Origin of the sequence: Dichotomicrobium thermohalophilum (assembly GCF_003550175.1) — a bacterium.
GTDB classification, from domain to species: Bacteria; Pseudomonadota; Alphaproteobacteria; order Rhizobiales; family Rhodomicrobiaceae; genus Dichotomicrobium; species Dichotomicrobium thermohalophilum.
Map to the genome: position 1 here is coordinate 1664942 of NZ_QXDF01000001.1, position 21687 is coordinate 1686628.

19 protein-coding genes are annotated in these 21687 nt (G+C 64.5%); 12 read left to right on the plus strand and 7 right to left on the minus strand.

What is annotated here, in order from left to right; translation table 11 throughout:
* Positions 1-166: 166 nt before the first annotated feature.
* Both trpE and BXY53_RS07645 read right to left on the minus strand, forming a co-directional pair.
* Positions 167-1684, minus strand: a complete 1518-nt coding sequence (gene trpE / locus BXY53_RS07640; protein ID WP_119061241.1) for an anthranilate synthase component I — start codon at positions 1682-1684, stop codon at positions 167-169.
* Positions 1685-1739: 55 nt separating this feature from the next.
* Positions 1740-3620, minus strand: coding sequence for a SurA N-terminal domain-containing protein (locus tag BXY53_RS07645; RefSeq protein WP_119061242.1), 1881 nt, complete (start codon positions 3618-3620; stop codon positions 1740-1742).
* A 314-nt stretch (positions 3621-3934) separates the two neighbouring features.
* Here BXY53_RS07645 and tpiA point away from each other — a divergent pair, with 314 nt between their 5' ends.
* The 5 genes from tpiA to BXY53_RS07670 all read left to right on the plus strand — a co-directional run bounded on the left by tpiA (position 3935) and on the right by BXY53_RS07670 (position 8639).
* On the plus strand, positions 3935-4738 hold the full coding sequence (gene tpiA / locus BXY53_RS07650) for a triose-phosphate isomerase (protein ID WP_119061243.1): 804 nt from the start codon (positions 3935-3937) through the stop codon (positions 4736-4738).
* Positions 4735-5160, plus strand: coding sequence for a hypothetical protein (locus BXY53_RS07655; RefSeq protein ID WP_119061244.1), 426 nt, complete (start codon positions 4735-4737; stop codon positions 5158-5160). The genes tpiA and BXY53_RS07655 overlap by 4 nt, the downstream gene beginning before the upstream one ends.
* 38 nt (positions 5161-5198) lie before the next feature.
* Positions 5199-5540 carry a preprotein translocase subunit SecG gene (gene secG / locus BXY53_RS07660; RefSeq protein WP_119061245.1) on the plus strand — a complete coding sequence of 114 codons (342 nt, stop codon included), beginning with the start codon at positions 5199-5201 and terminating at the stop codon, positions 5538-5540.
* Positions 5541-5631: 91 nt separating this feature from the next.
* Positions 5632-7260 (plus strand): CTP synthase, encoded by a 1629-nt coding sequence (locus BXY53_RS07665; protein ID WP_119061246.1) that lies wholly within the window; start codon positions 5632-5634, stop codon positions 7258-7260.
* A 20-nt stretch (positions 7261-7280) separates the two neighbouring features.
* Positions 7281-8639, plus strand: coding sequence for a TAXI family TRAP transporter solute-binding subunit (locus BXY53_RS07670; RefSeq protein WP_119061247.1), 1359 nt, complete (start codon positions 7281-7283; stop codon positions 8637-8639).
* Between the two features lie 77 nt (positions 8640-8716).
* On the opposite strand, the gene BXY53_RS07675 is transcribed toward BXY53_RS07670, so the two are convergent.
* Positions 8717-9961, minus strand: a complete 1245-nt coding sequence (locus BXY53_RS07675) for an APC family permease (RefSeq protein ID WP_119061248.1) — start codon at positions 9959-9961, stop codon at positions 8717-8719.
* Positions 9962-10277: 316 nt separating this feature from the next.
* Here BXY53_RS07675 and BXY53_RS07680 point away from each other — a divergent pair, with 316 nt between their 5' ends.
* The 7 genes from BXY53_RS07680 to BXY53_RS07710 all read left to right on the plus strand — a co-directional run bounded on the left by BXY53_RS07680 (position 10278) and on the right by BXY53_RS07710 (position 17178).
* The gene (locus tag BXY53_RS07680; RefSeq protein WP_210209171.1) at positions 10278-10922 is read left to right on the plus strand and encodes a septal ring lytic transglycosylase RlpA family protein; all 645 of its coding nucleotides are present in this window, start codon (positions 10278-10280) and stop codon (positions 10920-10922) included.
* 129 nt (positions 10923-11051) lie between these two features.
* Positions 11052-12167, plus strand: coding sequence for a D-alanyl-D-alanine carboxypeptidase family protein (locus BXY53_RS07685; RefSeq protein ID WP_245410388.1), 1116 nt, complete (start codon positions 11052-11054; stop codon positions 12165-12167).
* Positions 12168-12222: 55 nt separating this feature from the next.
* Positions 12223-12846 carry a dTMP kinase gene (tmk, locus tag BXY53_RS07690; RefSeq protein ID WP_342634966.1) on the plus strand — a complete coding sequence of 208 codons (624 nt, stop codon included), beginning with the start codon at positions 12223-12225 and terminating at the stop codon, positions 12844-12846.
* A gap of 3 nt (positions 12847-12849) precedes the next feature.
* Positions 12850-13941, plus strand: coding sequence for a DNA polymerase III subunit delta' (locus tag BXY53_RS07695; RefSeq protein WP_119061250.1), 1092 nt, complete (start codon positions 12850-12852; stop codon positions 13939-13941).
* 44 nt (positions 13942-13985) lie between these two features.
* Complete coding sequence (gene metG / locus BXY53_RS07700; RefSeq protein ID WP_119061251.1) at positions 13986-15551, plus strand: methionine--tRNA ligase; 1566 nt, start codon at positions 13986-13988, stop codon at positions 15549-15551.
* Positions 15551-16378, plus strand: a complete 828-nt coding sequence (locus BXY53_RS07705) for a TatD family hydrolase (protein WP_119061252.1) — start codon at positions 15551-15553, stop codon at positions 16376-16378. Before metG ends, BXY53_RS07705 begins: the two co-directional genes overlap by 1 nt.
* Positions 16378-17178 carry an MBL fold metallo-hydrolase gene (locus tag BXY53_RS07710; protein WP_119061253.1) on the plus strand — a complete coding sequence of 267 codons (801 nt, stop codon included), beginning with the start codon at positions 16378-16380 and terminating at the stop codon, positions 17176-17178. The genes BXY53_RS07705 and BXY53_RS07710 overlap by 1 nt, the downstream gene beginning before the upstream one ends.
* Before the next feature lie 145 nt (positions 17179-17323).
* Here BXY53_RS07710 and BXY53_RS07715 read toward each other — a convergent pair whose 3' ends face one another.
* The 4 genes from BXY53_RS07715 to radA form a co-directional block, all read right to left on the minus strand.
* On the minus strand, positions 17324-18085 hold the full coding sequence (locus BXY53_RS07715; protein ID WP_119061254.1) for an SDR family NAD(P)-dependent oxidoreductase: 762 nt from the start codon (positions 18083-18085) through the stop codon (positions 17324-17326).
* A 12-nt stretch (positions 18086-18097) separates the two neighbouring features.
* Positions 18098-19552, minus strand: a complete 1455-nt coding sequence (gene purF, locus BXY53_RS07720; protein WP_119061255.1) for an amidophosphoribosyltransferase — start codon at positions 19550-19552, stop codon at positions 18098-18100.
* A 171-nt stretch (positions 19553-19723) separates the two neighbouring features.
* The gene (locus BXY53_RS07725) at positions 19724-20239 is read right to left on the minus strand and encodes a CvpA family protein (protein WP_170144373.1); all 516 of its coding nucleotides are present in this window, start codon (positions 20237-20239) and stop codon (positions 19724-19726) included.
* Positions 20240-20293: 54 nt separating this feature from the next.
* Positions 20294-21685, minus strand: a complete 1392-nt coding sequence (gene radA / locus BXY53_RS07730; protein WP_119061257.1) for a DNA repair protein RadA — start codon at positions 21683-21685, stop codon at positions 20294-20296.
* Positions 21686-21687: the final 2 nt, after the last annotated feature.

Consider the following 21687-nt stretch of genomic DNA (forward strand, 5'->3'; position numbering starts at 1 on the left):
ACGTTTGTTTTCAGGCGTATGTCGGTGCGGAGAGGATCCGGCGCAAGCGCCAGTTACCGCCAGACCCTAGACGCCAAGTGTTGAAATTTCCAGATTTTGATGCTGCGCGGACGGAGATTTGAAGATCGTGTGATTATCCACGCGTAAATGGCTGTGCGGTGCTGCTCTACTGACCGCGCTGACCCTGGCTGGCGAATCGTACGGCTTCGTCCGCGGCGCGGAACAGCGCCTTGGCCTTGTTGACACATTCGGTATGCTCGGACTCCGGCACGGAGTCCGCCACGATTCCGGCACCGGCCTGCACATACATCTTCCCGTCCTTGACGATGGAAGTCCGCAGCACGATGCAGGTGTCCATGTCGCCGTCGGCGGTGAAGTAGCCGACGCAGCCGGCATAGATGCCGCGCTTGTCCGGCTCCAGCTCATCAATGATCTCCATGGCGCGGACCTTCGGCGCGCCGGACACGGTCCCTGCCGGAAAGCCCGCCATCAGGGCGTCAATGGGGTCATGCTCGGCCGCTAGCCTGCCGGTAACGTTCGAGACGATGTGCATCACCTGGCTATAGTATTCCAGGAAGAAACTGTCAGTGACGCGCACGGTTCCAGGCGCGGCGACACGGCCGACGTCGTTACGTCCCAGATCGAGCAGCATCAGATGCTCGGCGCGCTCCTTCTCGTCGGCGAGCAGATCTTCGGCGTTGTGCTGGTCGGCCGCCGGCGTTTGACCGCGCGGGCGGGTGCCGGCGATCGGGCGGATCGTGACCTGGCCTTCGCGCAGGCGCACGAGGATTTCCGGGCTGGAGCCTACAACGGCGAAATCGCCGAAATTGAGATAATAGAGATAGGGGGAAGGGTTGACCCGGCGCAGCGCGCGGTAAAGCGCGAAAGGCGGTAGTGAGAAGGGTGTCTCGAAGCGCTGGCTCAGCACCACCTGAAAGATGTCGCCGGCCGCGATGTAGTCCTTCGCGCGGCGGACCATGTCCTGATACTGCTCCGGCGTAACGTTTGACGTCTCCGGCGGCATCGCGGCGATCTCGTCATCCGGACCGGGCGCGTGGGGCAGGGGGCTGTCCAGCGTGTCTACCGCCTGGCTAAGCCTGTCGCAGGCGCGGGCGTAGGCCGTTTTCGCGGCAAGCCGCCTGTCCGGGCGCACCGGCGTGACGATGATGATCTCGTCCTTCACGTTATCGAACACCGCGATGACCGTCGGACGCAGCAGCATCGCGTCGGGCGTGCCGACGGGGTCGGGCCGGTTGTCGGGCAGGTCTTCGACCAGGCGGACGGTGTCATAGCCCATGTAACCGAACACGCCGGCGGCCATTGGCGGCAGACCCTCAGGCAGTTCGATGCGCGAGGTCTCAAGGAAGTTGCGCAGCGCCTTCAGCGTTCCACCCGGGCAGGCCTTGAAGGCGTCGGGGTCGCGCTGGACGCGCGTGTTGATTTCCGCCTTGTTGCCATTGGCGCGCCATATCGCATCCGGCGCCATGCCGATGATGGAGTAGCGCCCGCGCGCGGCGCCGCCCTCGACAGACTCCAGCAGGAAAGTGTTGGGGTCGTCGCCGCACAGCTTCAGCATTGCCGAGACGGGTGTCTCCAGATCGGCCACGAGCCGCGTCCAGACGACCTGTGGCGCGCCAGCCTTGTAGGTGGCCTCGAAGGACTCGAAATCCGGCGCGAAATTCATGGCTCAGGCCCGAAGCGGCTGGAGTGATCGGGAAACGCGGCGCGCAGTGCGGCGACTACAGCCCGAAGGTCTGGTTCAGAACCTCGCGGTTGACGGTATAGTCGAAGCTGGTGCGCAGACCGCTCAGGTATTGCTGTGCCAGGTCGTTATCGATGCCGTTTCTCAGCGCGGTGCGCAACTGCTCGGCCTCCTCGCCTGTCGGCGGCGCGGGCGTTTTGATCTCCTTGACCTTGAAGACCGACTGGGCCGGCGCGTTCGGCGCAGACGCCGTTGCCACCCCTTCGCGCGGCAGCGTGAAGGCGCGTCCGACCGCTGCCGAACTCAGATCGCTGACACGCGCGTTCCGCTTGATCGCGTCGGTCCGGGACAACTCGGCCCCGACTTCCTGCGCGAGTTGTTCCATGGGCTTGCCCGCGCGGGCCTTTTCCCCCAGCGCATCCGCCTTGGCCACGATCGCCTGGCGCAGCTGATCGGCCCGCCAGGCTTCTTCCACTTCGTTCTTGACCTCGGCGAAGGGCCGTTCGGTCGCCGGATTGATGGCCAGCACCTCATACCAGAGCAGGCCGCCTCCGGGCTTCTCGATGAGCTCCTCGTCGATGCCGACGTCGCTGGCGAACACCGCCTCACGGAACTGGGCGAGATCCGCCGGGTGCGGTGCGGTACTCCCATCCGGCGCATCGCCCGAGCGGTCCAAGGTAACGGTCTTGTAGGGCAACTCGAACTTTTCCGCGATTTCCGAGAGCGGCGCCCCGGCTGCGCGTTCGTCCTCGATGGCGCCGCGCAGGTCGATGATGCGCTCGGCGGCAGCACGTTCGGTCAACTCCTGGCGGATCTCGTCCTTGACCTCTTCATAACTCCGGCTCTTGCCCGGCATCACTTCATTGACTTTGAGAATGACGGTCGTGAACGAGCCTTCGACCGGCTCTGAATAGGCCCCTTCCTCCAGGGCGAAGGCGGCTTGTGCAATCTTGTCATCCGGGATATCGGCTTTGGTCAGCGTGCCAAGCTCGGTGTCGGCTTCGCTCATGCCCTGCTGCTTGGCGACCGCCATGAAGTCCGTACCCGATTGCAGCGCCTCATAGCCCGCCTGTGCCGCCGGCAGGTCCGGGAACACGATCTGCTGAATGTCGCGGCGCTCCGGCTGGACATACTGATCGCGCCGGGCCTCGTAATCGGCACGTACCTGATCGTCGGTCACATCTACACGGTCTACAAGCGCAGCAGGGGTGACGTCGAGAACGGCGACCTCGCGCGTCTCGGGCGCCAGGAACCGGTCGGTGTTATCGTCGTAATAGCTGCGCAGCTTGCTCTCTGTCGGTTCGGGCCGCTCTTCGATCGCCTCGGGGCCGACATTGAAATACGTGATCACCCGCGTCTCATTCTGATAACGGTTCATCGCCGCGACCAGCGTGTCCGGCACCCCTGGCGTCTGGCTGACGGTTTCCACCACCTGGCTGCGCACCAGCGCGTCGCGCTCCTGGGCCAGCAAGGCCGCCTCGGAGAGATTGCTGAACTGCAACACGCGCTCGAACTGGGCTCGGCTGAACTCGCCGGAGGCATCGCGAAACAGCGGGTTCTGCACAACGCTCTGCGTGACTGCCTCATCCGAGACGCTAAGGCCGAGCCGGCGCGCGTGTGCATCCAGCAGCGCGGCGTTAACGATCTGCTCCAGAACCATGTCCGGCAGCCCGGCTTCGCGCGCTTCCTGCGTGGTGATGCGCTCGCCCTGCTGACGGCTCAGTGCGTTGATCTGGTTCTGGTAGGCCTGACGAAATTGCTCCAGCGGGATTTCCTGGCCCTCGACCTTGGCGAGGACCTGCGTGTTACCCCCGCTGAACTGATCGGCGAGCCCCCAGACCGCGAAACTGACGATCAACAAGCCGATGAGGATTTTGGCGAGCCAGCCGCTGGCGTTCTTCCTGATATTGTCGAGCATGATGGGCGAAATTCGTTATTGATCAAGACGCTCGCAGAATGCGCTGCGTCGCTGTTTGGCAGGTACAATAGGAGTGGTGAAGGGCGCCCGCAAGGTAAACCCGTTCTTTCGCCCGCTGTTATTTTTGAAGGCGGCGGAGGGGTGGCGACTCCAGGCGCGGCGGCGTATTAAGAAACCAAATTCCGTTGCGCTGCGTTATAAGGCGCGGCATGGATCAGGCGCAGCGGGGTCGTTAACCGGGTCATCCTTTGATCTAGCCGCCGCCCCAAGTGCGTGTTACACCCCTTGGCGCTTAACCAGAAGGCGGAGACGTTATGATCTCGACGAAGCCGCTCATCGTCGGTAACTGGAAAATGAACGGCCTGCGTTCTGCGACCGGCGAGTTGCACAAGCTGATTAACGGATTGGGGGAACAGGGATCGCCCAGCGCCGAGGTGATGATCTGTCCGCCCCTGACGCTCGTGATGGCGTTTTCGCACATTGCCAGCGAGTCCGAACTTCAGATCGGCGCGCAGGACTGCCACACCGAAATCTCCGGTGCTTACACCGGCGACGTTTCGGCCGAGATGTTGGCCGATGCCGGGGCGAGTGCCGTGATCCTCGGTCACTCGGAGCGCCGCAGCTATCACGGTGAGCGCGACAGGGACGTGCGTGACAAGGCGCGGGCCGCCTATCGCGCCGGCCTGCAAGCGATCATCTGCGTTGGCGAGACGGAAGGGCAGCGGCGCCTCGGGCTGACCTTCGACGTGCTGCGGCGGCAACTCCACGGCTCGGTTCCGGCCAGCGCGACGCGGCGCAACACCATCGTCGCATACGAGCCTGTCTGGGCCATCGGGACGGGCAAGACGCCGACCCGCGAAGAGATTGGCGAGGCGCACAATTTCATTGCGCAGGAGCTGGGAAGCGTTCTGGGCGGCGAAGCTTCGGCCGGTTTCCGCATTCTTTATGGCGGGTCGGTGACGCCGGACAATGCCGCGATGGTGCTCAGCGCGATGGACGTGCACGGTGCGCTCGTGGGCGGGGCAAGCCTGAAGGCTGACAGCCTGCTGGCGATCGCATCGGCGCAGCCGCAGCCGCAAAGCTCGATGACCAGCGCGCAGGATCACGTGTCACCATGATCTGCAAGCGGGGGGCGGCGGCACTGGCGGCATTAACCCTGGGGGCGGGCCTCGGCGCATCGTCGGTCGCGGCGCTGCCGCTGACCCAGGCGGCCTGCGAACGCTATTCCGGAGAGCGCCAGACATTGATCCGGCTGGGCGTGCGCGATCATTATCTTAAGGGGGCAGACTGGGCGCAGGCAAACTTGACGCAGCCGCAGCTCGACCTTATTCACCGATATATCCGGATTGAAGAAGCGCTCAAATTCCGCTGTCCCGAAGAGTTCGCGGCGTTGCCGGTGGACGCGGCCGACGTGCCGCGCCGATTGGACGTGATGCCGCCGGTCCCCGGTCAGAAGCCCCCGGCGAAAGACAGCGGAACCGGCGTGACCCGAAACGAGACGCCGCCGCCGCCCGCCCGAGGCCCGAAGGAACAGGGCTGAGCGGAAGCTGCGCGAGCACGAACCGCGTTGGATAGACGATGATCACATTCATTCTGGTCATTCACCTGATGATCTGTATCGCCATGGTGGCGATCATTCTGCTGCAGCGTTCCGAGGGCGGTGCGCTCGGTATCGGCGGCGGAGGCGGTGGCATGATGTCCGGGCGCGGCTCCGGCAACGTGCTGAGCCGGACGACGGCCTATCTTGCCGCGGCGTTCTTCGCCACGAGCATTGCGCTTACGGTGCTGGCCGAACTCCGGGCAACCGGCCCGACGATTGGCGATACCCCGGCAACGGAGGGTCAGCCTTCTGCGCCGTCACTACCTGATCTCCAGCCGATCGTGCCGCCGGCCGAACCGGAAGTCCCGCGCCCAGAATAGGTGACGGCTTCCGGCCGGGGGCGCGTCGCGCTTGTGGAAAGGCTTACGCGCGCGCTTCGCGTGAGGGCGTGCGCGTGTAATTTGCAGCTTCATGTCGCGATACATTTTCATCACCGGCGGCGTGGTCTCCTCTTTGGGCAAGGGGCTGGCCTCGGCGGCTCTCGGCGCGTTGTTGCAAGCCCGCGGCTATACCGTGCGGCTGCGCAAGCTGGACCCCTATCTCAACGTCGACCCGGGCACGATGAGCCCCTTCCAGCACGGCGAGGTGTTCGTCACCGATGACGGGGCCGAGACCGACCTCGACCTCGGCCATTACGAGCGCTTCACGGGCGTGCCGTGCAGTCAGGCGGACAATGTCACCACAGGGCGCATTTACTCCGACATCATAACCAAGGAGCGCCGCGGTGACTTTCTCGGCGGCACGGTGCAGGTGATCCCGCATGTGACGAACGCCATCCAGGACTTCATCGTCGAGGGCAATGACGGCGTCGATTTCGTCCTGTGCGAGATCGGCGGCACCGTGGGCGACATCGAGGGTCTGCCGTTTTTCGAGGCGATCCGTCAGCTTGCGATCAAGCTGCCTCCAGAACACGCCATTTTCATCCACCTGACACTGCTACCCTACGTCCGTGCGGCCGGGGAGTTGAAGACCAAGCCGACCCAGCACTCGGTCAAGGAGCTCCGCTCCATCGGCATCCAGCCGGATATCCTCATGTGCCGCGCCGACCGGGAAGTGCCGGCCGATGAGCGGCGCAAGATCGCGCTGTTCTGTAATGTCCGCGAAGAAGCGGTGATCCAGGCACTAGACGTGGACAGCATCTATGACGTGCCTGTCGCCTATCACAACGAGGGTCTGGACGCGGCGGTCCTGGAGGCTTTCGGCATCGACGGCGCACCCGCACCCGATCTGAGGCGCTGGGAGCGCATTTCACACAGTATCGCCAATCCGGACGGCGATGTGACCATCGCAATCGTCGGCAAGTACACCGAACTGCGCGATGCCTACAAATCGTTAACGGAGGCGCTGGTCCACGGTGGCATCGCCAACGGCGTGCATGTCAACATCGAGTGGATCGAAGCGGAGGTGTTCGAGCAGGAGGATCCCGCACCGTTCCTCGAAAACGTTAATGGCATCATCGTCCCCGGCGGCTTTGGCGAACGCGGCGCGGCCGGCAAGATCGCCGCGGCAAAATTCGCGCGGACGCGTGGCGTACCCTATTTCGGTATCTGTTTCGGGATGCAGATGGCGGTGATCGAGGTCGCGCGGAACCTCGCCGGCCTGGAAGGCGCCAACTCCACCGAGTTCGGCGCGGCCGAAATTCCCATTGTCGGGCTGATGACCGAATGGATGCGCGGCAATGAACTGGAACGACGCGCGGAGACGAGCGATCTGGGCGGCACTATGCGGCTTGGCGCTTACGAGGCCGTGCTGGAGCCAGGCAGCCGCGTCGCGGAGATCTATGGCGCCGACGAGATTTCCGAGCGGCACCGCCACCGCTATGAGGTCAACATGCACTACCGCGACGTGCTGGAGGGCGCGGGCCTGCAGATAACCGGGGTGTCCGCTGACGGGCTGTTGCCCGAGATCGTCGAAATCCCCGAACACCCGTGGTTCATCGGCGTGCAATTCCATCCTGAACTGAAGTCGCGCCCGTTCGAGCCGCATCCACTGTTCGCTTCTTTCATCGAGGCGGCGGTCGAGCGCAGCCGTCTCGTCTAGGGGCGCCTGGAGACTGGTCGATGCCCCGCGAAAATCCCGCGCTTGAACGGCTCACACGGATCGCGGAGGGCCTCCGGCCGGCATCGGATGGGGTGTGGCGGTGGTTGCCGGTGGGTATCGGCGTCGGCGTCGTTCTGCTCATCGCCCTGATCTACGCGCTTGCTGCGGGCCGCGGCGTGGAACGGGTGACCCTGACGACAGGCACGGAGGGCGGCAGTTATTTCGCGCTCGGGCAGGTCATTGCGGAGGCGCTCGGGCAGGCGGATCCGCCTCTCGAAGCGCGCGTGGTCCAGAGCGGCGGAGCCGCCGAGAACGCCCGGCGGGTTGCGCTAAATCCCGACACGCTTGGCCTCGTGCAGAGCAACACGGCGCTCTCCGGCGAGGTGAAACTGATCGCGCGTCTCTACCCCGAAGTCTTCCATCTTCTCGCGCGTGGCGATGCCGGCATTGGGGACGTGCCCGACCTCGCGGGCAAGCGCGTTGCGGTGATGCCTGCAGGCTCGGGGTCGAATATCGCCTTCTTTGACCTGCTGCAGCACTACCAGGTGCCTGCGGCTGAAGTCACCATCGTTCCGGGGGCGCTGCAAGACGGCCTGGCGGCACTGCAAGCCGGCGAAGTTGATGCGTTGTTCGTCATCATGGCGCTGGGCAACGAAACCATTGCCGAAAGCATTCGCGCCGCGGACATACAGCTTCTCGGGCTGGACCAGGCGCAGGCCATGGCGCTGTTCAATCCGGCCCTGACACGGGTTGAGGTGCCGAAGGGCGTTTATTCCGGCGACAAGCCGGTGCCGCCCGAGACGATCGACGTTCTGGGCGTCGATGCGCTTCTGGTGGCCAACAGGGCACTGCCCGACGATACTGCAGCCGCGATCGTGACGACGCTGTTCGAGCGGCGCCAGCAGATGGTCGAGGGGAACCGGCAGGCCGCGTTCATCTCCCAGCCGACGCCGCAACAGCGGCTCACCATCGGTGTGCACCCCGGCGCGGAAAGCTATTTCCAGCGCGATAAGCCGCCACTGCTCGTCGAATACGCTGAGCCCATCGGCGTGGCGATTTCCCTGCTGGTGCTGGTCGCTTCCGGGCTCTGGCAGGCGCGCAACTGGCTGTCGAATGCGCGCAAGAACCGCGCCGACCGCTACAACCTTCAGATCGCCGCTCTGGTGGATGAGGCGGAACAGGCGGCCACGCCGGAGGAACTTGAAGAGGTCCGCCGACGACTATTTGCCATCTTCCACGACGTTATCGCCGATCTCGACAATGACCGGATCGAGGGGACTTCACTGCAGTCTTTCTCCTTCGCGTGGGATGTCGCGGAATCAACGCTCACCCAGCGCCAGTTGATGATTAAAGGGCAGAGCTCACCCAGCGCCAGTTGATGATTAAAGGGCAGAGTACTCGCGGGAAGAAAGGCACGACGGAGACGCGCAGGACCCCGGCAGGCGGCTGACGGCGCTCACAGGATTCGACGGATCAGCTCATTCAGCAGGAACGACATCGACAGAACCGCGCCGAGCAGTGGCACGATCCGCGGTATCGTGAAGCCGCCCGAGCGGTAATCCGGTCGGCCCTTCATCCGCCACAGCGACAGGTTGACGAAGGAAAAGGCGAACAGCGTGCCGGCGGCCGTGGTCTCGGCGAGTTGGCGGGTCGGCAGCGTCATTGCCAGTAGCACGATGATGGCCGTGACGAGGACCGTGGCATTGACGGGTGTTTGGGTGCGCGGGTGGACGACCCCGAACCATCCCGGCAGCTTGCCCATGCGCCCCAGCCCGTAAAGGATGCGCGTAGACATGACGATCTGTGCGATCACCCCGCCCAGCGCGGCGAAGATCGCGACCATGCTGATCGGCGCGCCGGAAAGCGACGTGACCCGCTCGAAAACCAGGCTCAGCGGCGCCTTGGAAGCGGCGAGTTCGGCAGTATCAACATAGATGACCGCGACAGATGCGATGGCCATGTAGACGATCGTCACGCAGATCAGCGCCATTGCGATCGCCTTTGGCATGGTTCGCTCTGGCTCTTTCACCTCTTCGGAGATGTTGACCATGTCCTCGAAGCCTATGAAGGCGAAAAAGGCGAGCAGCACCCCCGAGATCACGCCAACGGCCATGCTCATGTCGAACGGCGTGTAGTGCGCGGCCACGCCAGCCTGCACGGCGTCGATGTTCCCCAGCCCGAGTACGGCGATCAGGAGCAATCCGCCGACCTCGATCACCGTGATCGTGGCAATCACGCCAACCGAGAGTTCAATCCCCAGCCCGACGATCGTGCCCAGAAAAAGCGCGAAAAATACCGCCAGCGCGAGCGGCGGCAGTCCTGTCAGCGATGAGGCATAGCCTGCGCCGCCCTGCACCAGCGTTGCCGAGGAGATGATGCCTGAAGCGCAGACCAGAAGGCCGGCAAGCGTCGCCAGCGCTTCGATGCGCAGGCCGGCGCGAATGTAGGCCGTCTCAGCCGCGCTGACAGGAAACGAGGTCGACAATTCGGCATAGGATGCGGCGGTGAGGGCCACCAGCATCGACGCCATCAGGTATGACAGCGGCGTATAGAACCCCGCCCGCGCCGCCGTCTCGCCGATCAGCACGTAAATCCCGGCCCCGACAATCACGCCAATGCCGTAAAGCGTCAGCGGCAGAAGGGTCACCGTGCGCTTGAGCTGGGTCTTGTCCGCTTCAGGCGTGATGGTTGGCCGTTCCATTCTCCGGGTGCCCTTTTGTCAATCCGGGCAGTGTCGCGCACCAAAATTTTGCGCCGGGCTGTATACGGCCACAGCTTTGCCCCGCGAATCACGAAGTTTCGAAGTCGATCAAATTGAACCGGCGCGCTTTACCGCACGCTCAGGTTGTTTCGTTACGAATTCCTACCACCGCGACCCATTTTGGGGCTCGCCCTCTTTAGCAGGTTTCGCCTTGATCGAGAAAGCTCTCATGCCCGTTCCGGCTGTTCCGCGTTTTGCAATGCTCATGGTTTCCGGTTTGTTTCTCGCCGGGTGCGCCGGCTCGGAGCCCTCCGCCATGTCGCTCACGCTCGCCAGTACTGGCGAGGCGACCCGCGGGGAATCCGCGCTCGGCCGCGTACTCGGCTCGTCGAGCGAAACTGACGATGAAACCCAGAAGTTAAGCCCGCGTCTCGTTCGCCTTGGCGAGCCGGTGCCGAAAGGCGGCGGCGTGCGCAAGATCGGCGACCCGTACGTGGCGGCCGGTGAGACGGTGGTGCCGCGCGAAGACGCGGATTACGATCAAGCCGGCATCGCCTCCTGGTATGGCGAGATGTTCCACGGGCGCCAGACGGCGAATGGCGAGATCTACGACATGAACGCGCTGACGGCGGCCCATCCCACGTTGCCGCTGCCGAGCTATGTCAAGGTGACGCATCTGGGGAACGGCCGCTCGCTGGTTCTGCGGGTGAACGACCGCGGCCCGTTCAAGCGCAACCGTGTGATCGACCTGTCACGCCGGGCGGCGACGTTGCTGGGCATCCGCAAGCCGGGAACCGGGCCGGTGCGCGTGAAATACCTGCGGCCTGCGCCACTCGACGGAGACGACAGCTTTGAGCAGGCCTATCTCGCCTCCCAGCCTTGGTACCAGGATCAACCGACACGCCTCGGCGCCGTGGAGCCCGGGCTTCAGGCCCGTTCGGAACGCCCGCGTGACGGTTGATTTTCGGCTGGCGGCTGGTGTTAAGTCTTTGTCAATGCCGCCAGTGCGGTATGGGACAGGACTTCTCAGTGCGGGGGCGAGACTGTGCGTAGGTTTTTCATCACGACTTGGACTGCGATACTGGCGGTCGTGGCCGCCCTTGTGGCCCAGCCGGCGCTTGCGGCGTTCCAGAGCGATGCGCCCTATGCCTTCCTGATGGACTACGACACGGGCGCCGTTCTTTACAACAAGCGCGGCGATGAGCCGATGCCCCCTGCGAGCATGAGCAAGCTCATGACTCTCGCGGTGGTGTTCAAGGCGCTGAAGGAAGGCCGGCTGGACCTCGATGACGAGTTCGTCGTCAGCGAGAACGCCTGGCGTACCGGTGGTGCGCCGTCCGGCACCTCGGCGATGTTCGCGCCGATCAATTCCTCCGTCACGGTGGAGGAACTCATCCGGGGCGTCGCCATCCAGTCGGGTAATGACGCCAGCATCGTGCTCGCCGAAGGTCTGGCGGGTTCGGAGGAAGGCTTCGCCCGGCTCATGAACGACTATGCCGATGACCTCGGGCTGGAGAATTCCAACTTCGTGAACTCCACCGGCCTGCCGGACCCCAACCACTACATGTCGGCGCGCGACCTGGCAGTGCTGGCGCGTCACGTGATCCGGGAATACCCGAACTATTATCACTATTTCGGCGAGCAGGAGTTCAAGTATCGCCGCCACCGCTTCTACAATCGCAATCGGCTGGTGCGGAGTGACAAGGCGGATGGTCTCAAAACCGGATACACCAGCGAGTCGGGTTATGGCGTGGTCGCCTCGGCCGAGAACGACGGTCGGCGCATGATCGCCGTGGTCAACGGGCTTGAGACGCGAAGCGCCCGTCGCAACGAGGCGATAGAGTTGCTCAACTGGGGACTGCGCAGCTTCAAGGAATTCAAGCTGTTCGACGCCGGCGATATCGTCGGCACGGCCCGCGTCTGGGGCGGGGAGAGCCGCTTCGTCGACCTGACCGGCAAGGGCGATGTGACGATCCTGTTGCCGCGCGCCACCGAGCGCGAGCGCATCTCAGCGGAGATCGCCTATATCGGCCCGCTCTATCCGCCGATCGAGCAGGGGGAAAAGATCGCCGAAATCCGCGTGACCACCGATGAGGGCATAAGCAACAGCGCACCGCTCTATGCGGCAGAAGATGTGGGGAAAGGCGGTGTGATTTCGCGTGGATTTGACACGATCCTGATGCTCGCCTTCGGCTGGCTGTTATAAGGTGTCGTTGCGGGCGCATCGCGCCCCGATGGGAGGCGACCCGGGACGGCAGGCTTTGGCTGCAGGCAAGTTCATTACGCTCGAAGGCGGGGAGGGCGCCGGCAAGTCCACCCAGGCCAAGCGCCTACGTGACCGGCTGGAGGCGCGAGGACACAGCGTCGTTCTGACGCGGGAGCCGGGCGGCTCGCCCCGGGCTGAACAGATCCGCGAGTTGCTGCTTTCGGGCAAGATCGAGAAGTTCGGCGGGCTGGCCGAGGCCGCGCTGTTTTACGCCGCGCGCCATTCCCACCTGGAGATCACGATCCGTCCGGCGCTTGACGAGGGCAAGTGGGTGGTCTGCGACCGCTTTTCCGACTCCACCCGGGCCTATCAGGGCGCGGGCGGGGAGGTTCCGCTGTCCATGCTGGAGGCGCTGGAGCGGACCATCGTCTGGCCGACGCGGCCGGATCTGACGCTGATCCTCGATGTCCCGCCGGAGCTGGCGCTGGAGCGGCTCAAGGGCACAGAAAAGGACCGCTACGAGAAGATGCCGTTGGCGTTCCACCAGAACCTGCGCTCGGAATTCCTCAACATCGCGCGCTGCGAGCCGTGGCGCTGCGCTGTCATCGACGCCTCCGTCGATCCCGACACCGTAGAAGCCGCGATCTGGAAGGTCGTGGAAGAGCGCCTGAACCCGTAAGTCATGGCCAGAGCAGCGCGACAAACGGCCGAAACGGCCCCGCCTGCCCAGGAAGCGGACCGGCTCGGCGGCTGGCCGCATCCCCGCGAGACAGCAGGTGTCATCGGGCATGAGGCCGAACGCGCCCGGCTGAGCGAGCGATTGCAGAGCGGGCGCATCGCGCATGGTTGGATCGTGGCCGGCCCGCCTGGCATCGGGAAGGCGACACTGGTTTACGACTTCGCCGTCGAGGTCGTCGCACAGGGCGTTGAGACAGTCGAACAGGCGCGGCGCTTCATCGCGGCGCAAGCGCATCCGCGCCTGCTGGTCGTGCGCCGGACGATCAGCCCGCAGACGAAGAAGCTGCGCACCCAGATTGCGGTCGACGACGTGCGCCGGCTCCGGCAGTTCCTCGGCACGACAGCGGGGGAGGGCTGGCGCGTGGTGATCGTGGACAGCGCGGATGACCTGAACACCAGTTCGGCGAATGCGTTGCTCAAATCGCTGGAAGAGCCGCCGCCGCGTACCCTGTTTTTCCTCGTGGCGACAAGCGCGGGCCGCCTGCTGCCGACGATCGCCTCGCGCTGCGAGCGGCTGCGCCTGCGTCCGCTCAGCACGGAGGAAACGCGCCGGGCGGTCGAAACCGCTTGCGATGCGGCCGGCATGGACCTGCCCGAGCCCGAGACGCTTGAGCCGATCCTCGCCGCGGCGCGTGGGCGCCCGAGGCGCGCGCTGGAGCTGATTTCGGGTGGCGGTGCAGAGGTTTACCGGCTGATCCGACAAATCTTCGAGGGCCTGCCGCGCCTGCACGACGGTGACGTCTTCCGCTTGATCGAGGCTGCGAGCGATGCCAAGTCCGGGCTGGGATTTGATCTCGTCTTCGATCTGGTCGAGGATGCGCTCGCTGCGGCGATCCGGGCCGCCGCGCAATCGCCTGACACCAACGGTGTGTTCAACGCGCACAGCCTTGCGCGATGGATGGAGGTGTGGGACACAGGGAAGCGTCTGCGCGCGGAGGCCGAGACTCTCAATCTCGACCGCGGCGCAGCACTGATGCGGCTGTTTACCGAGATCGAAGACGCCGCGCGGCTGGCTCGGCACGCGCATCCGGCGTGAAGCGCGCGAGCGCCGCAAGCAACCCAAGGCGGAACGATAGGCACATGACGACCAAGCCCGCTTACTATCTGACCACCGCGATTTCCTATCCGAACGGCGCGCCGCATATCGGCCACGCCTATGAGGCGATCGCGACCGATGCGCTGGCGCGCTTCCGCCGGCTCGACGGATATGACGTGTTCTTCCTCACCGGCGTTGATGAGCACGGGCTCAAGATGAAGCAGACGGCCCAGAAAGAGGGCCTGACGCCGCGCGAACTGGGCGACCGCAACACGCCGCAATTTCAGGAGATGTGCCGGGTGCTGCAGGTCTCCAACGATGACTTCATCCGCACGACCGAGCCGCGCCACCATGCCGCCGTCACCGAAATCTGGAAGCGGATGGAGGCGCAGGGCGACATCTATCTCGACACCTATGCGGGCTGGTATTCCGTGCGTGACGAGGCGTTCTACGCCGAGAGCGAGACGGAAGTCGGCGAGGACGGCGTCCGCCGCGGCCCGTCCGGCACCCCGGTGGAGTGGACCGAGGAGCAGACCTATTTCTTTCGGCTGTCGAAATACGGACCGGCACTGCTCAAGCATTACGCCGAGAACCCGGATTTCATCCTTCCACCGGAGCGCCGCAACGAGGTCGTGAGCTTCGTCGAGGGTGGTCTGCAGGACCTGTCGATCTCGCGCACCACGCTGGATTGGGGCATTCCCGTACCGGATGCGCCGGGCCACGTCATCTATGTCTGGGTGGACGCGCTGACGAACTACCTGACCGGCGCGGGCTACCCGGACACCGAGAGCGAATCCTATAAACGCTATTGGCCGGCCGATCTGCACGTCATCGGCAAGGACATCCTGCGGTTCCACGCGATCTACTGGCCGGCCTTCCTGATGTCGGCGGGCGTACCGTTGCCGAAGCGGGTATTCGCCCACGGTTTCCTGTTCAACCGTGGGGAGAAGATGTCGAAGTCGGTCGGCAATGTTGTCGACCCGTTCGCGCTCGTTTCAGTCTACGGTGTCGATGAACTGCGTTATTTTCTGCTGCGCGAGGTGCCGTTCGGGCAGGACGGCAGCTACAGCCATGAGGCCATTGTCGCGCGCATCAATGCCGATCTGGCGAATGATCTGGGCAACCTCGCGCAGCGTTCCCTGAGCATGATCGCGAAGAATTGCGGGGGCGCACTGCCCGAGCCGGGCGACTTCACGGAGGAGGACCGGGCGCTGCTCGACCTGGCCGACGGCGTGCTTGCAACGGTCCGCAACGCGCTGGATACGCAGGCGATCCACAAGGCCGCAGAGGCGATCTGGAACGTGGTGGGCGAGGCGAACCGCTACTTCGCGTCACAGGAGCCATGGGCGCTGAAGAAGAGTGATCCCGTGCGCATGGGGACGGTGCTTTACGTGACGGCGGAGACGGTGCGGCAGGTCGGGATTCTGGCGCAGGCGCTGACGCCGGATGCCGCCGGCAAGCTGCTGGATCAACTGGCCGTTCCGACTGACTCGCGCGATTTTGCTCATCTGGGAGAGGCAGGCCGCCTGCACGCCGGAACCGAGTTGCCCAAGCCGGAGCCTGTCTTCCCGCGCTTTGTCGAACAGGACGAGAAACAAGCCGCTCAGTAATGCTTATCGACAGCCATTGCCACCTGGACTTTCCCGATTTCGCACCGGAACGCGATGCGGTGATCGCCCGTGCGCGCGAAGCCGGCGTCAGCCCGATGATCACGATCTCGACACGGATGCGCCGCTTCGAGGAGGTCCATGCGCTGACACAGGCCTATGAGGACGTGTTCTGTTCGGCTGGCACGCACCCGCACTATGCGAGCGAGGAAAAGGATGTGCCGCTGGAGGACATCCTGGCGGCAGCCCGGCGCGACAAGGTCGTGGCGATCGGCGAGGCGGGGCTGGACTATCACTATGACTTCAGCGCCGTTGAGGACCAGAAAGCGGGCTTCCGCCGCCATATCGAGGCCGCGCGTCAAACGGGCTTGCCGCTCGTGATCCATTCGCGCGAAGCCGAGGAAGACACCGCCGCCATTCTCGAAGACGAAATGGGCAAGGGCGCGTTCAGCGCCGTGCTGCATTGCTTCACATCCGGCCCGGACCTTGCGCGGCGCGGGCTGGCGCTGGGGCTTTACGTGTCGTTTTCCGGCGTGCTGACCTTCAAGAAGTCTGATGAGCTGCGGGAGATCGCCGCGAGCGTGCCGATGGACCGTTTGCTGGTCGAGACCGACGCACCTTATCTCGCGCCGGTGCCCTATCGCGGCAAGCGCAACGAGCCGGCCTATGTGCGCCACACGGCCAAGGTGCTGGCCGAGGTCAAGGGCGTGAGCGAAGACGAGATTGCCCGCGCCACCACCGAGAACGCCTACCGGCTGTTCCATCGTTTGCCGCGGCCCGAGGCCATGCGCCGTGATCCCGCGGCGGCCGAGACAGGCCGGGTAGCCTGATGACATACCGCTTCACGATCCTGGGATGCGGTTCATCGGGTGGTGTGCCGCGCATCGGCGGCGACTGGGGTAAGTGCGACCCAAACGAGCCGCGCAACAGGCGCACGCGGTGTTCCTTACTGATCGAACGCATCGGCAATCACGGCACGACCACCGTGCTGGTGGACAGTTGCCCGGACATCCGGGAACAGTTCCTTCGTCATGATGTGGCGTGGCTTGACGGTGTGCTTTACACCCACGATCACGCGGACCACACGCACGGCATCGACGATCTCCGCGCGATCGTGTTTCGCCGCCGTGAGCAGCTCGACGTCTATTTCGATGAGGCCACGCGCGCCGCGCTGGAGCACCGTTTTCACTATTGCTTCTACGCGCCGGAAGGCAGCCAGTATCCGCCAATCTTGCGTCCGCACACGATCCGGCCTGGCAAGCCGGTCCAGATCGACGGTTCCGGCGGGGTCATCGAGGCGATGCCGTTCGCCCAGCTCCATGGAAACATCGTTTCGCTCGGGTTTCGCGTCGGCGGGCTGGCCTATTCCAGCGACCTGCACGGCCTGCCGGACAAGTCATTGCCGCTTATGGAGGGCCTCGATATCTGGGTGGTCGATGCGCTGCGCCACGCGCCTGCGCATCCGGCGCATTTCACGGTCGAGCAGGCGGTGGACTGGATCCGGAGACTAGAGGTGCCGCGCGGCGTGCTTACCCACATGCATAACGACCTCGACTTCAATGTCCTCAAGCGCGAACTGCCGCGTGGGATTGAGCCGGCCTATGACGGCATGGTCATCGAGATGCCGTAATGAGTGATTTTCGCTCAGACTGAAACGTCGCATTCGTCTTTGCCGGACTTGATCCGGCAATCCGGCGTCGATACCCGATGGCCGCAGTCATAGATGCCCGTGTCAAGCACGGGCATGACATGGGTCGTGGTGAGCGAAAAGGGCTCTAGATAGAGCCGGCTTTCTTCGCGTAATCCTCGTAATCGAATCGCTGGCCGGTCACGTCACAGTCAGGAGCAGCCAGATCAACGAACAACGGCACGACGGCCTCCGGCGGCTTGAGCGTTGCCGGGTCTTCGCCGGGGTAGGCGGCGGCGCGCATCGCCGTGCGGGTGCGGCCCGGATTGATGATGTTGACGCGCACCAGCGTGGAGGCCGTTTCGGCGGCATAGGTCAGCGCCAGCGTCTCCAACGCGGCCTTCGAGGTCGCATACTCCCCCCAATAAGCGCGCGGCGTCTCTGCGACGCCCGACGAGACGAAGATCGCCCGCCCGGAATCCGAGCGGCGCAGGAGCGGGTCCAGCGTGCGGATGAGGCGCATATTCGCCGAGACGTTGACGGCCAGTACCTCGTCCCAGTCGCGGTCCTGGATATGCGCAACCGGCGTCAGCGTGCCGAGCACGCCGGCATTCGCGACGAAGATGTCGATGTGTGGCCAGCGTTGATAGAGCGTCGGCCCGAGCGCGTCCACCTTGTCGCCCTGTTTGAGGTTCAGCGTGATCAGCGAGCAGGAGCCGCCTTCGGCCTTGATGTCGTCGTCAAGTTCTTCCAGCGCGCCCTTGGTCCGCGCGATGGCAATGACATGCGCGCCTTCGCGCGCGAAGCCAATCGCGACCGCCCGGCCGATCCCGCGTGAGGCGCCTGTAATGACGGCTGTGCGCCCGGCCAGTCGCTTGGCCGTCTCCTGGTGCGAGGAATGCTCGGACATGCGCTTAGCGGCTCAGCTTGCTTCGGCCAGCAGTGAGAGCTGGCGATGGGGCTGATTGTCGTCCTGGTCCACCAACGGCGTGGGATAGTCGCCCGTGAAATAGTGGTCGGCGAATTGCGGGTTCGTTGCATCGCGCCCATCGTAGCCCAGCGCGCGATAGATACCGTCCACCGACAGGAAAGCCAGGCTCTCCACGCCGATGAACTGGCGCATTTCCTCAAGCGAGTGGTGCGAAGCCAGCAGCTTGGCCTTCTCCGGCGTGTCGATGCCGTAGAAGTCAGGGTAGGTGATCGGCGGACAGGCCACGCGCATATGCACCTCCCGCGCACCCTTCTCATACATCATCTGCACGATCTTGATGGAGGTGGTGCCGCGCACGATGCTGTCGTCAATGAGCACGATGCGCTTGCCGCGGATCGCGGCGCTGTTGCCGCTGTGCTTCAGCTTCACGCCCAGCTTGCGGATGCGCTGCTCAGGCTCGATGAAGGTACGGCCGACATACTGGTTGCGAATGATCCCCAGTTCGAACGGCAGTCCGGACTGCTGCGCATAGCCGATCGCTGAAGGCACACCCGAATCGGGGACCGGCACTACGACGTCGGCATCTGCGGGCGCTTCGATAGCAAGCTGCGCGCCGAAGTTCTTGCGGACCTCGTAAACACTGCGCCCGCCGACGATGGAATCGGGGCGGGCGAAGTAGATATATTCGAAGAGGCAGGGGCGCGGTGTGCGTGGCGGGAAGGGCCGGTGGCTTTCGATCCCGTCCTTCGTGACCACCACCACCTCGCCGTTGTCGACTTCGCGCACGAACTCCGCGCCAATGATGTCGAGCGCGCAGGTTTCCGAGGCAAAGACATAGGCGCCATCCAGCTTGCCCAGCACGAGCGGGCGCAGGCCAAGAGGATCACGCGCGCCGATGAGCTTCTTGTTGGTCACGGCGACCAGCGCATAGCCGCCTTCGATCTGTAGAAGCGCGTCGATGAGCCGCTCGACAAGGCGCTGCTTCCGGCTGCGCGCCACAAGATGCATGATGACTTCGGTGTCCGAGGTCGACTGGCAGATTGCGCCGGAGGCAATCAGTTCTTCGCGTATCTTCAGCGCATTGGTCAAGTTGCCGTTATGCGCCAGCGCGAAGCCGCCGCCCGAAAGATCCGCGAACAGCGGCTGGACGTTGCGGATCGCGGTCTCACCCGTCGTGGAATAGCGGACATGCCCGACGGCGGCGTGCCCTTTCAACCGGTCCACGACCGATTTCTTGGTGAACTGGTCTCCGACGAGTCCCAGCCGGCGCTCGGAGTGGAAGTGCTCGCCGTCATAGGACACGATGCCGGCGGCTTCTTGCCCGCGGTGTTGCAGCGCGTGCAGCCCGAGGACGGTCAGCGGCGCGGCATCCTCGTGCCCGAAGATCCCGAACACCCCGCATTCCTCGCGGAGTTTGTCGTCATGAAGGAAATTGTCAGCGGCCATCAGCCAAGCTCCATCACCTGTTGGAGCTGCAGGTCGCGCACGACCCGTTTCGCATACACTGCCAATATGCGCATTGTTGCGGCGCACGCAACGTCAAAATGTCAGTTTTGTGACGCTTCAACAGGCCGTAGAAACCATTTCGCGCGAAAGGATTAGCCTGACCCACCCGGTCTAGCCAGGTTCGCCGTCCTCTCGGAACACCGAGGCCGGGTTGTCCGGCAGCAAGGAAATGATGGCCGAGCCGGTGCTTTCGATCACCGGCAGCGAGCGGGCCTCAGTTACCCAGCGAGGGTGCGTTTCCTTGGGCACGAGCATGCTCAACAGCTCGTAGGCGATCACGACAAGTATCAGCCCGCGCGCCAGCCCGAAGACGAAGCCGAGGGTCCGGTCCAGCGCGCCGACCCGGCTGTCCAGGATATAATCGGATATGCGCACGGTGATCAGGCTCACGACGATCAGCGTGACAATGAAGACGGTCCCGATCAGGACGCCGTCGGCCAGCATCGGTGGCTCGACATACTGCCGTGCCGTGTCCCGGTAGGCCGGGTAGGCGAACAGCGCGGCCACCGCTGCGAGCGCCCACGAGACGATGGACAGCATCTCCCGCGTCAGCCCGCGCAGCATGGCCAGGAACGCGGAGATGAACATGATCACGATCAGGATGACATCGAGCCACTGAATCGGCATTGCCCGGAAACCCCTCTCCATGCGCGACGGCGCGATCTGCCCGTCGTCACGGCATCAAACGGAAGTGGAACGCGCTGGCGGTTCCGCGCCGGCAAGCTGCGCGGCCAGCCCCCTGAGATGTCCCATGCGCGCCACGCTGAGCCCGCATGAGGCCTCGTCGATCTCTGCAGACGCCGGCACGACGGCGGCGCCGAACCCCAGCTTTGCTGCTTCACGCAGTCTTGTATCGGATTGGCGTACCGAGCGGATCGCGCCGGACAAACTGACTTCACCGAAATAAACGCAATCCGCTTGGAGTGCAACGCCGGAAAGTGCCGATATCAGGGCAGCGGCAACGGCAAGATCGGCCGCGGGTTCGGCAATGCGCAAGCCACCTGCCACGTTCAGGTAAACGTCATGCCCACTGAGGCGAATCCCGCAACGCGCTTCGAGGACGGCAAGCAGCATTGCAAGCCGGTTGGCATCCCATCCGACGACCGCACGGCGCGGGGAGGGGAAGACGGTCGGGGCGACCAGCGCCTGGATTTCGACCAATAGCGGCCTCGTGCCCTCCACGCCGGCAAACACCGCAGCACCGGGCGCATTTTCGCCGCGCTCGCCGAGGAAAAGCTGCGAGGCGTTGCTGACCGGATGCAGGCCGCTGCCGCGCATCTCGAAGGCGCCGATCTCCCCCGCCGGTCCGAAGCGGTTCTTCATCGACCGCAGCAGGCGGTAATGCTGCGTGCTGTCCCCCTCGAAATAGAGCACCGTGTCGACCATGTGCTCGACCACCTTGGGGCCGGCGATCTGGCCTTCCTTGGTGACATGGCCGACGAGGAACAGCGCGCCCCCTGTGCGCTTGGCGTGGGCGATGAGCGCCTGGGCCGAGGCGCGCACCTGGCTGACGGTGCCAGGCGCGGATTCCAGCGTGTCCGACCACAGCGTCTGAATCGAGTCGATGACGATGAGGTCGGCCGGGCCTTCCGCGTCGATCGTCGCGAGGATGCGCTCCACGTTGGTCTCGGTCGCCACCCGCAGGGGCGCTGAGGCCACGCCGAGCCGTTCGGCGCGCAGGCCGATCTGGTCTGCTGCTTCCTCGCCGGAAAAATAAAGGGCGTCATGGCCGGCCTGCGCAATGGCCGCAGCGGTCTGCAGGAGCAGGGTGGATTTGCCGATACCGGGGTCGCCGCCGAGCAGCACGGCCGAACCGGGCACCAGCCCGCCGCCGAGCACGCGGTCAAACTCGCCGATGCCGGTGGGGGCGTGCGCGATCCGCCCGCCGCCTTCATCGAGGCGCAGCAGCTTGACACCGCCTGATTTCTTGCGTGCGCGCTTTCCGCCGGAGGGCGCGGCAACCGGCTCCTCGCTCAGGGCGTTCCACGCCCCGCAAGCAGCGCATTTGCCGGCCCAGCGCGCGGAAGATGCGCCGCAGCTCTGGCAGATGTAAACGGTGTTCGCGCGGGCCATCG

Excerpts from the sequence above, each read along its gene's own strand:
- trpE (WP_119061241.1), bottom strand. The coding sequence starts at position 1,684 with ATGAATTTCGCGCCGGATTTCGAGTCCTTCGAGGCCACCTACAAGGCT.
- BXY53_RS07645 (WP_119061242.1), bottom strand. The coding sequence starts at position 3,620 with ATGCTCGACAATATCAGGAAGAACGCCAGCGGCTGGCTCGCCAAAATC.
- tpiA (WP_119061243.1), top strand. The coding sequence starts at position 3,935 with ATGATCTCGACGAAGCCGCTCATCGTCGGTAACTGGAAAATGAACGGC.
- BXY53_RS07655 (WP_119061244.1), top strand. The coding sequence starts at position 4,735 with ATGATCTGCAAGCGGGGGGCGGCGGCACTGGCGGCATTAACCCTGGGG.
- secG (WP_119061245.1), top strand. The coding sequence starts at position 5,199 with ATGATCACATTCATTCTGGTCATTCACCTGATGATCTGTATCGCCATG.
- BXY53_RS07665 (WP_119061246.1), top strand. The coding sequence starts at position 5,632 with ATGTCGCGATACATTTTCATCACCGGCGGCGTGGTCTCCTCTTTGGGC.
- BXY53_RS07670 (WP_119061247.1), top strand. The coding sequence starts at position 7,281 with ATGCCCCGCGAAAATCCCGCGCTTGAACGGCTCACACGGATCGCGGAG.
- BXY53_RS07675 (WP_119061248.1), bottom strand. The coding sequence starts at position 9,961 with ATGGAACGGCCAACCATCACGCCTGAAGCGGACAAGACCCAGCTCAAG.
- BXY53_RS07680 (WP_210209171.1), top strand. The coding sequence starts at position 10,278 with ATGTCGCTCACGCTCGCCAGTACTGGCGAGGCGACCCGCGGGGAATCC.
- BXY53_RS07695 (WP_119061250.1), top strand. The coding sequence starts at position 12,850 with ATGGCCAGAGCAGCGCGACAAACGGCCGAAACGGCCCCGCCTGCCCAG.
- metG (WP_119061251.1), top strand. The coding sequence starts at position 13,986 with ATGACGACCAAGCCCGCTTACTATCTGACCACCGCGATTTCCTATCCG.
- BXY53_RS07705 (WP_119061252.1), top strand. The coding sequence starts at position 15,551 with ATGCTTATCGACAGCCATTGCCACCTGGACTTTCCCGATTTCGCACCG.
- BXY53_RS07710 (WP_119061253.1), top strand. The coding sequence starts at position 16,378 with ATGACATACCGCTTCACGATCCTGGGATGCGGTTCATCGGGTGGTGTG.
- BXY53_RS07715 (WP_119061254.1), bottom strand. The coding sequence starts at position 18,085 with ATGTCCGAGCATTCCTCGCACCAGGAGACGGCCAAGCGACTGGCCGGG.
- purF (WP_119061255.1), bottom strand. The coding sequence starts at position 19,552 with ATGGCCGCTGACAATTTCCTTCATGACGACAAACTCCGCGAGGAATGC.
- BXY53_RS07725 (WP_170144373.1), bottom strand. The coding sequence starts at position 20,239 with ATGCCGATTCAGTGGCTCGATGTCATCCTGATCGTGATCATGTTCATC.
- radA (WP_119061257.1), bottom strand. The coding sequence starts at position 21,685 with ATGGCCCGCGCGAACACCGTTTACATCTGCCAGAGCTGCGGCGCATCT.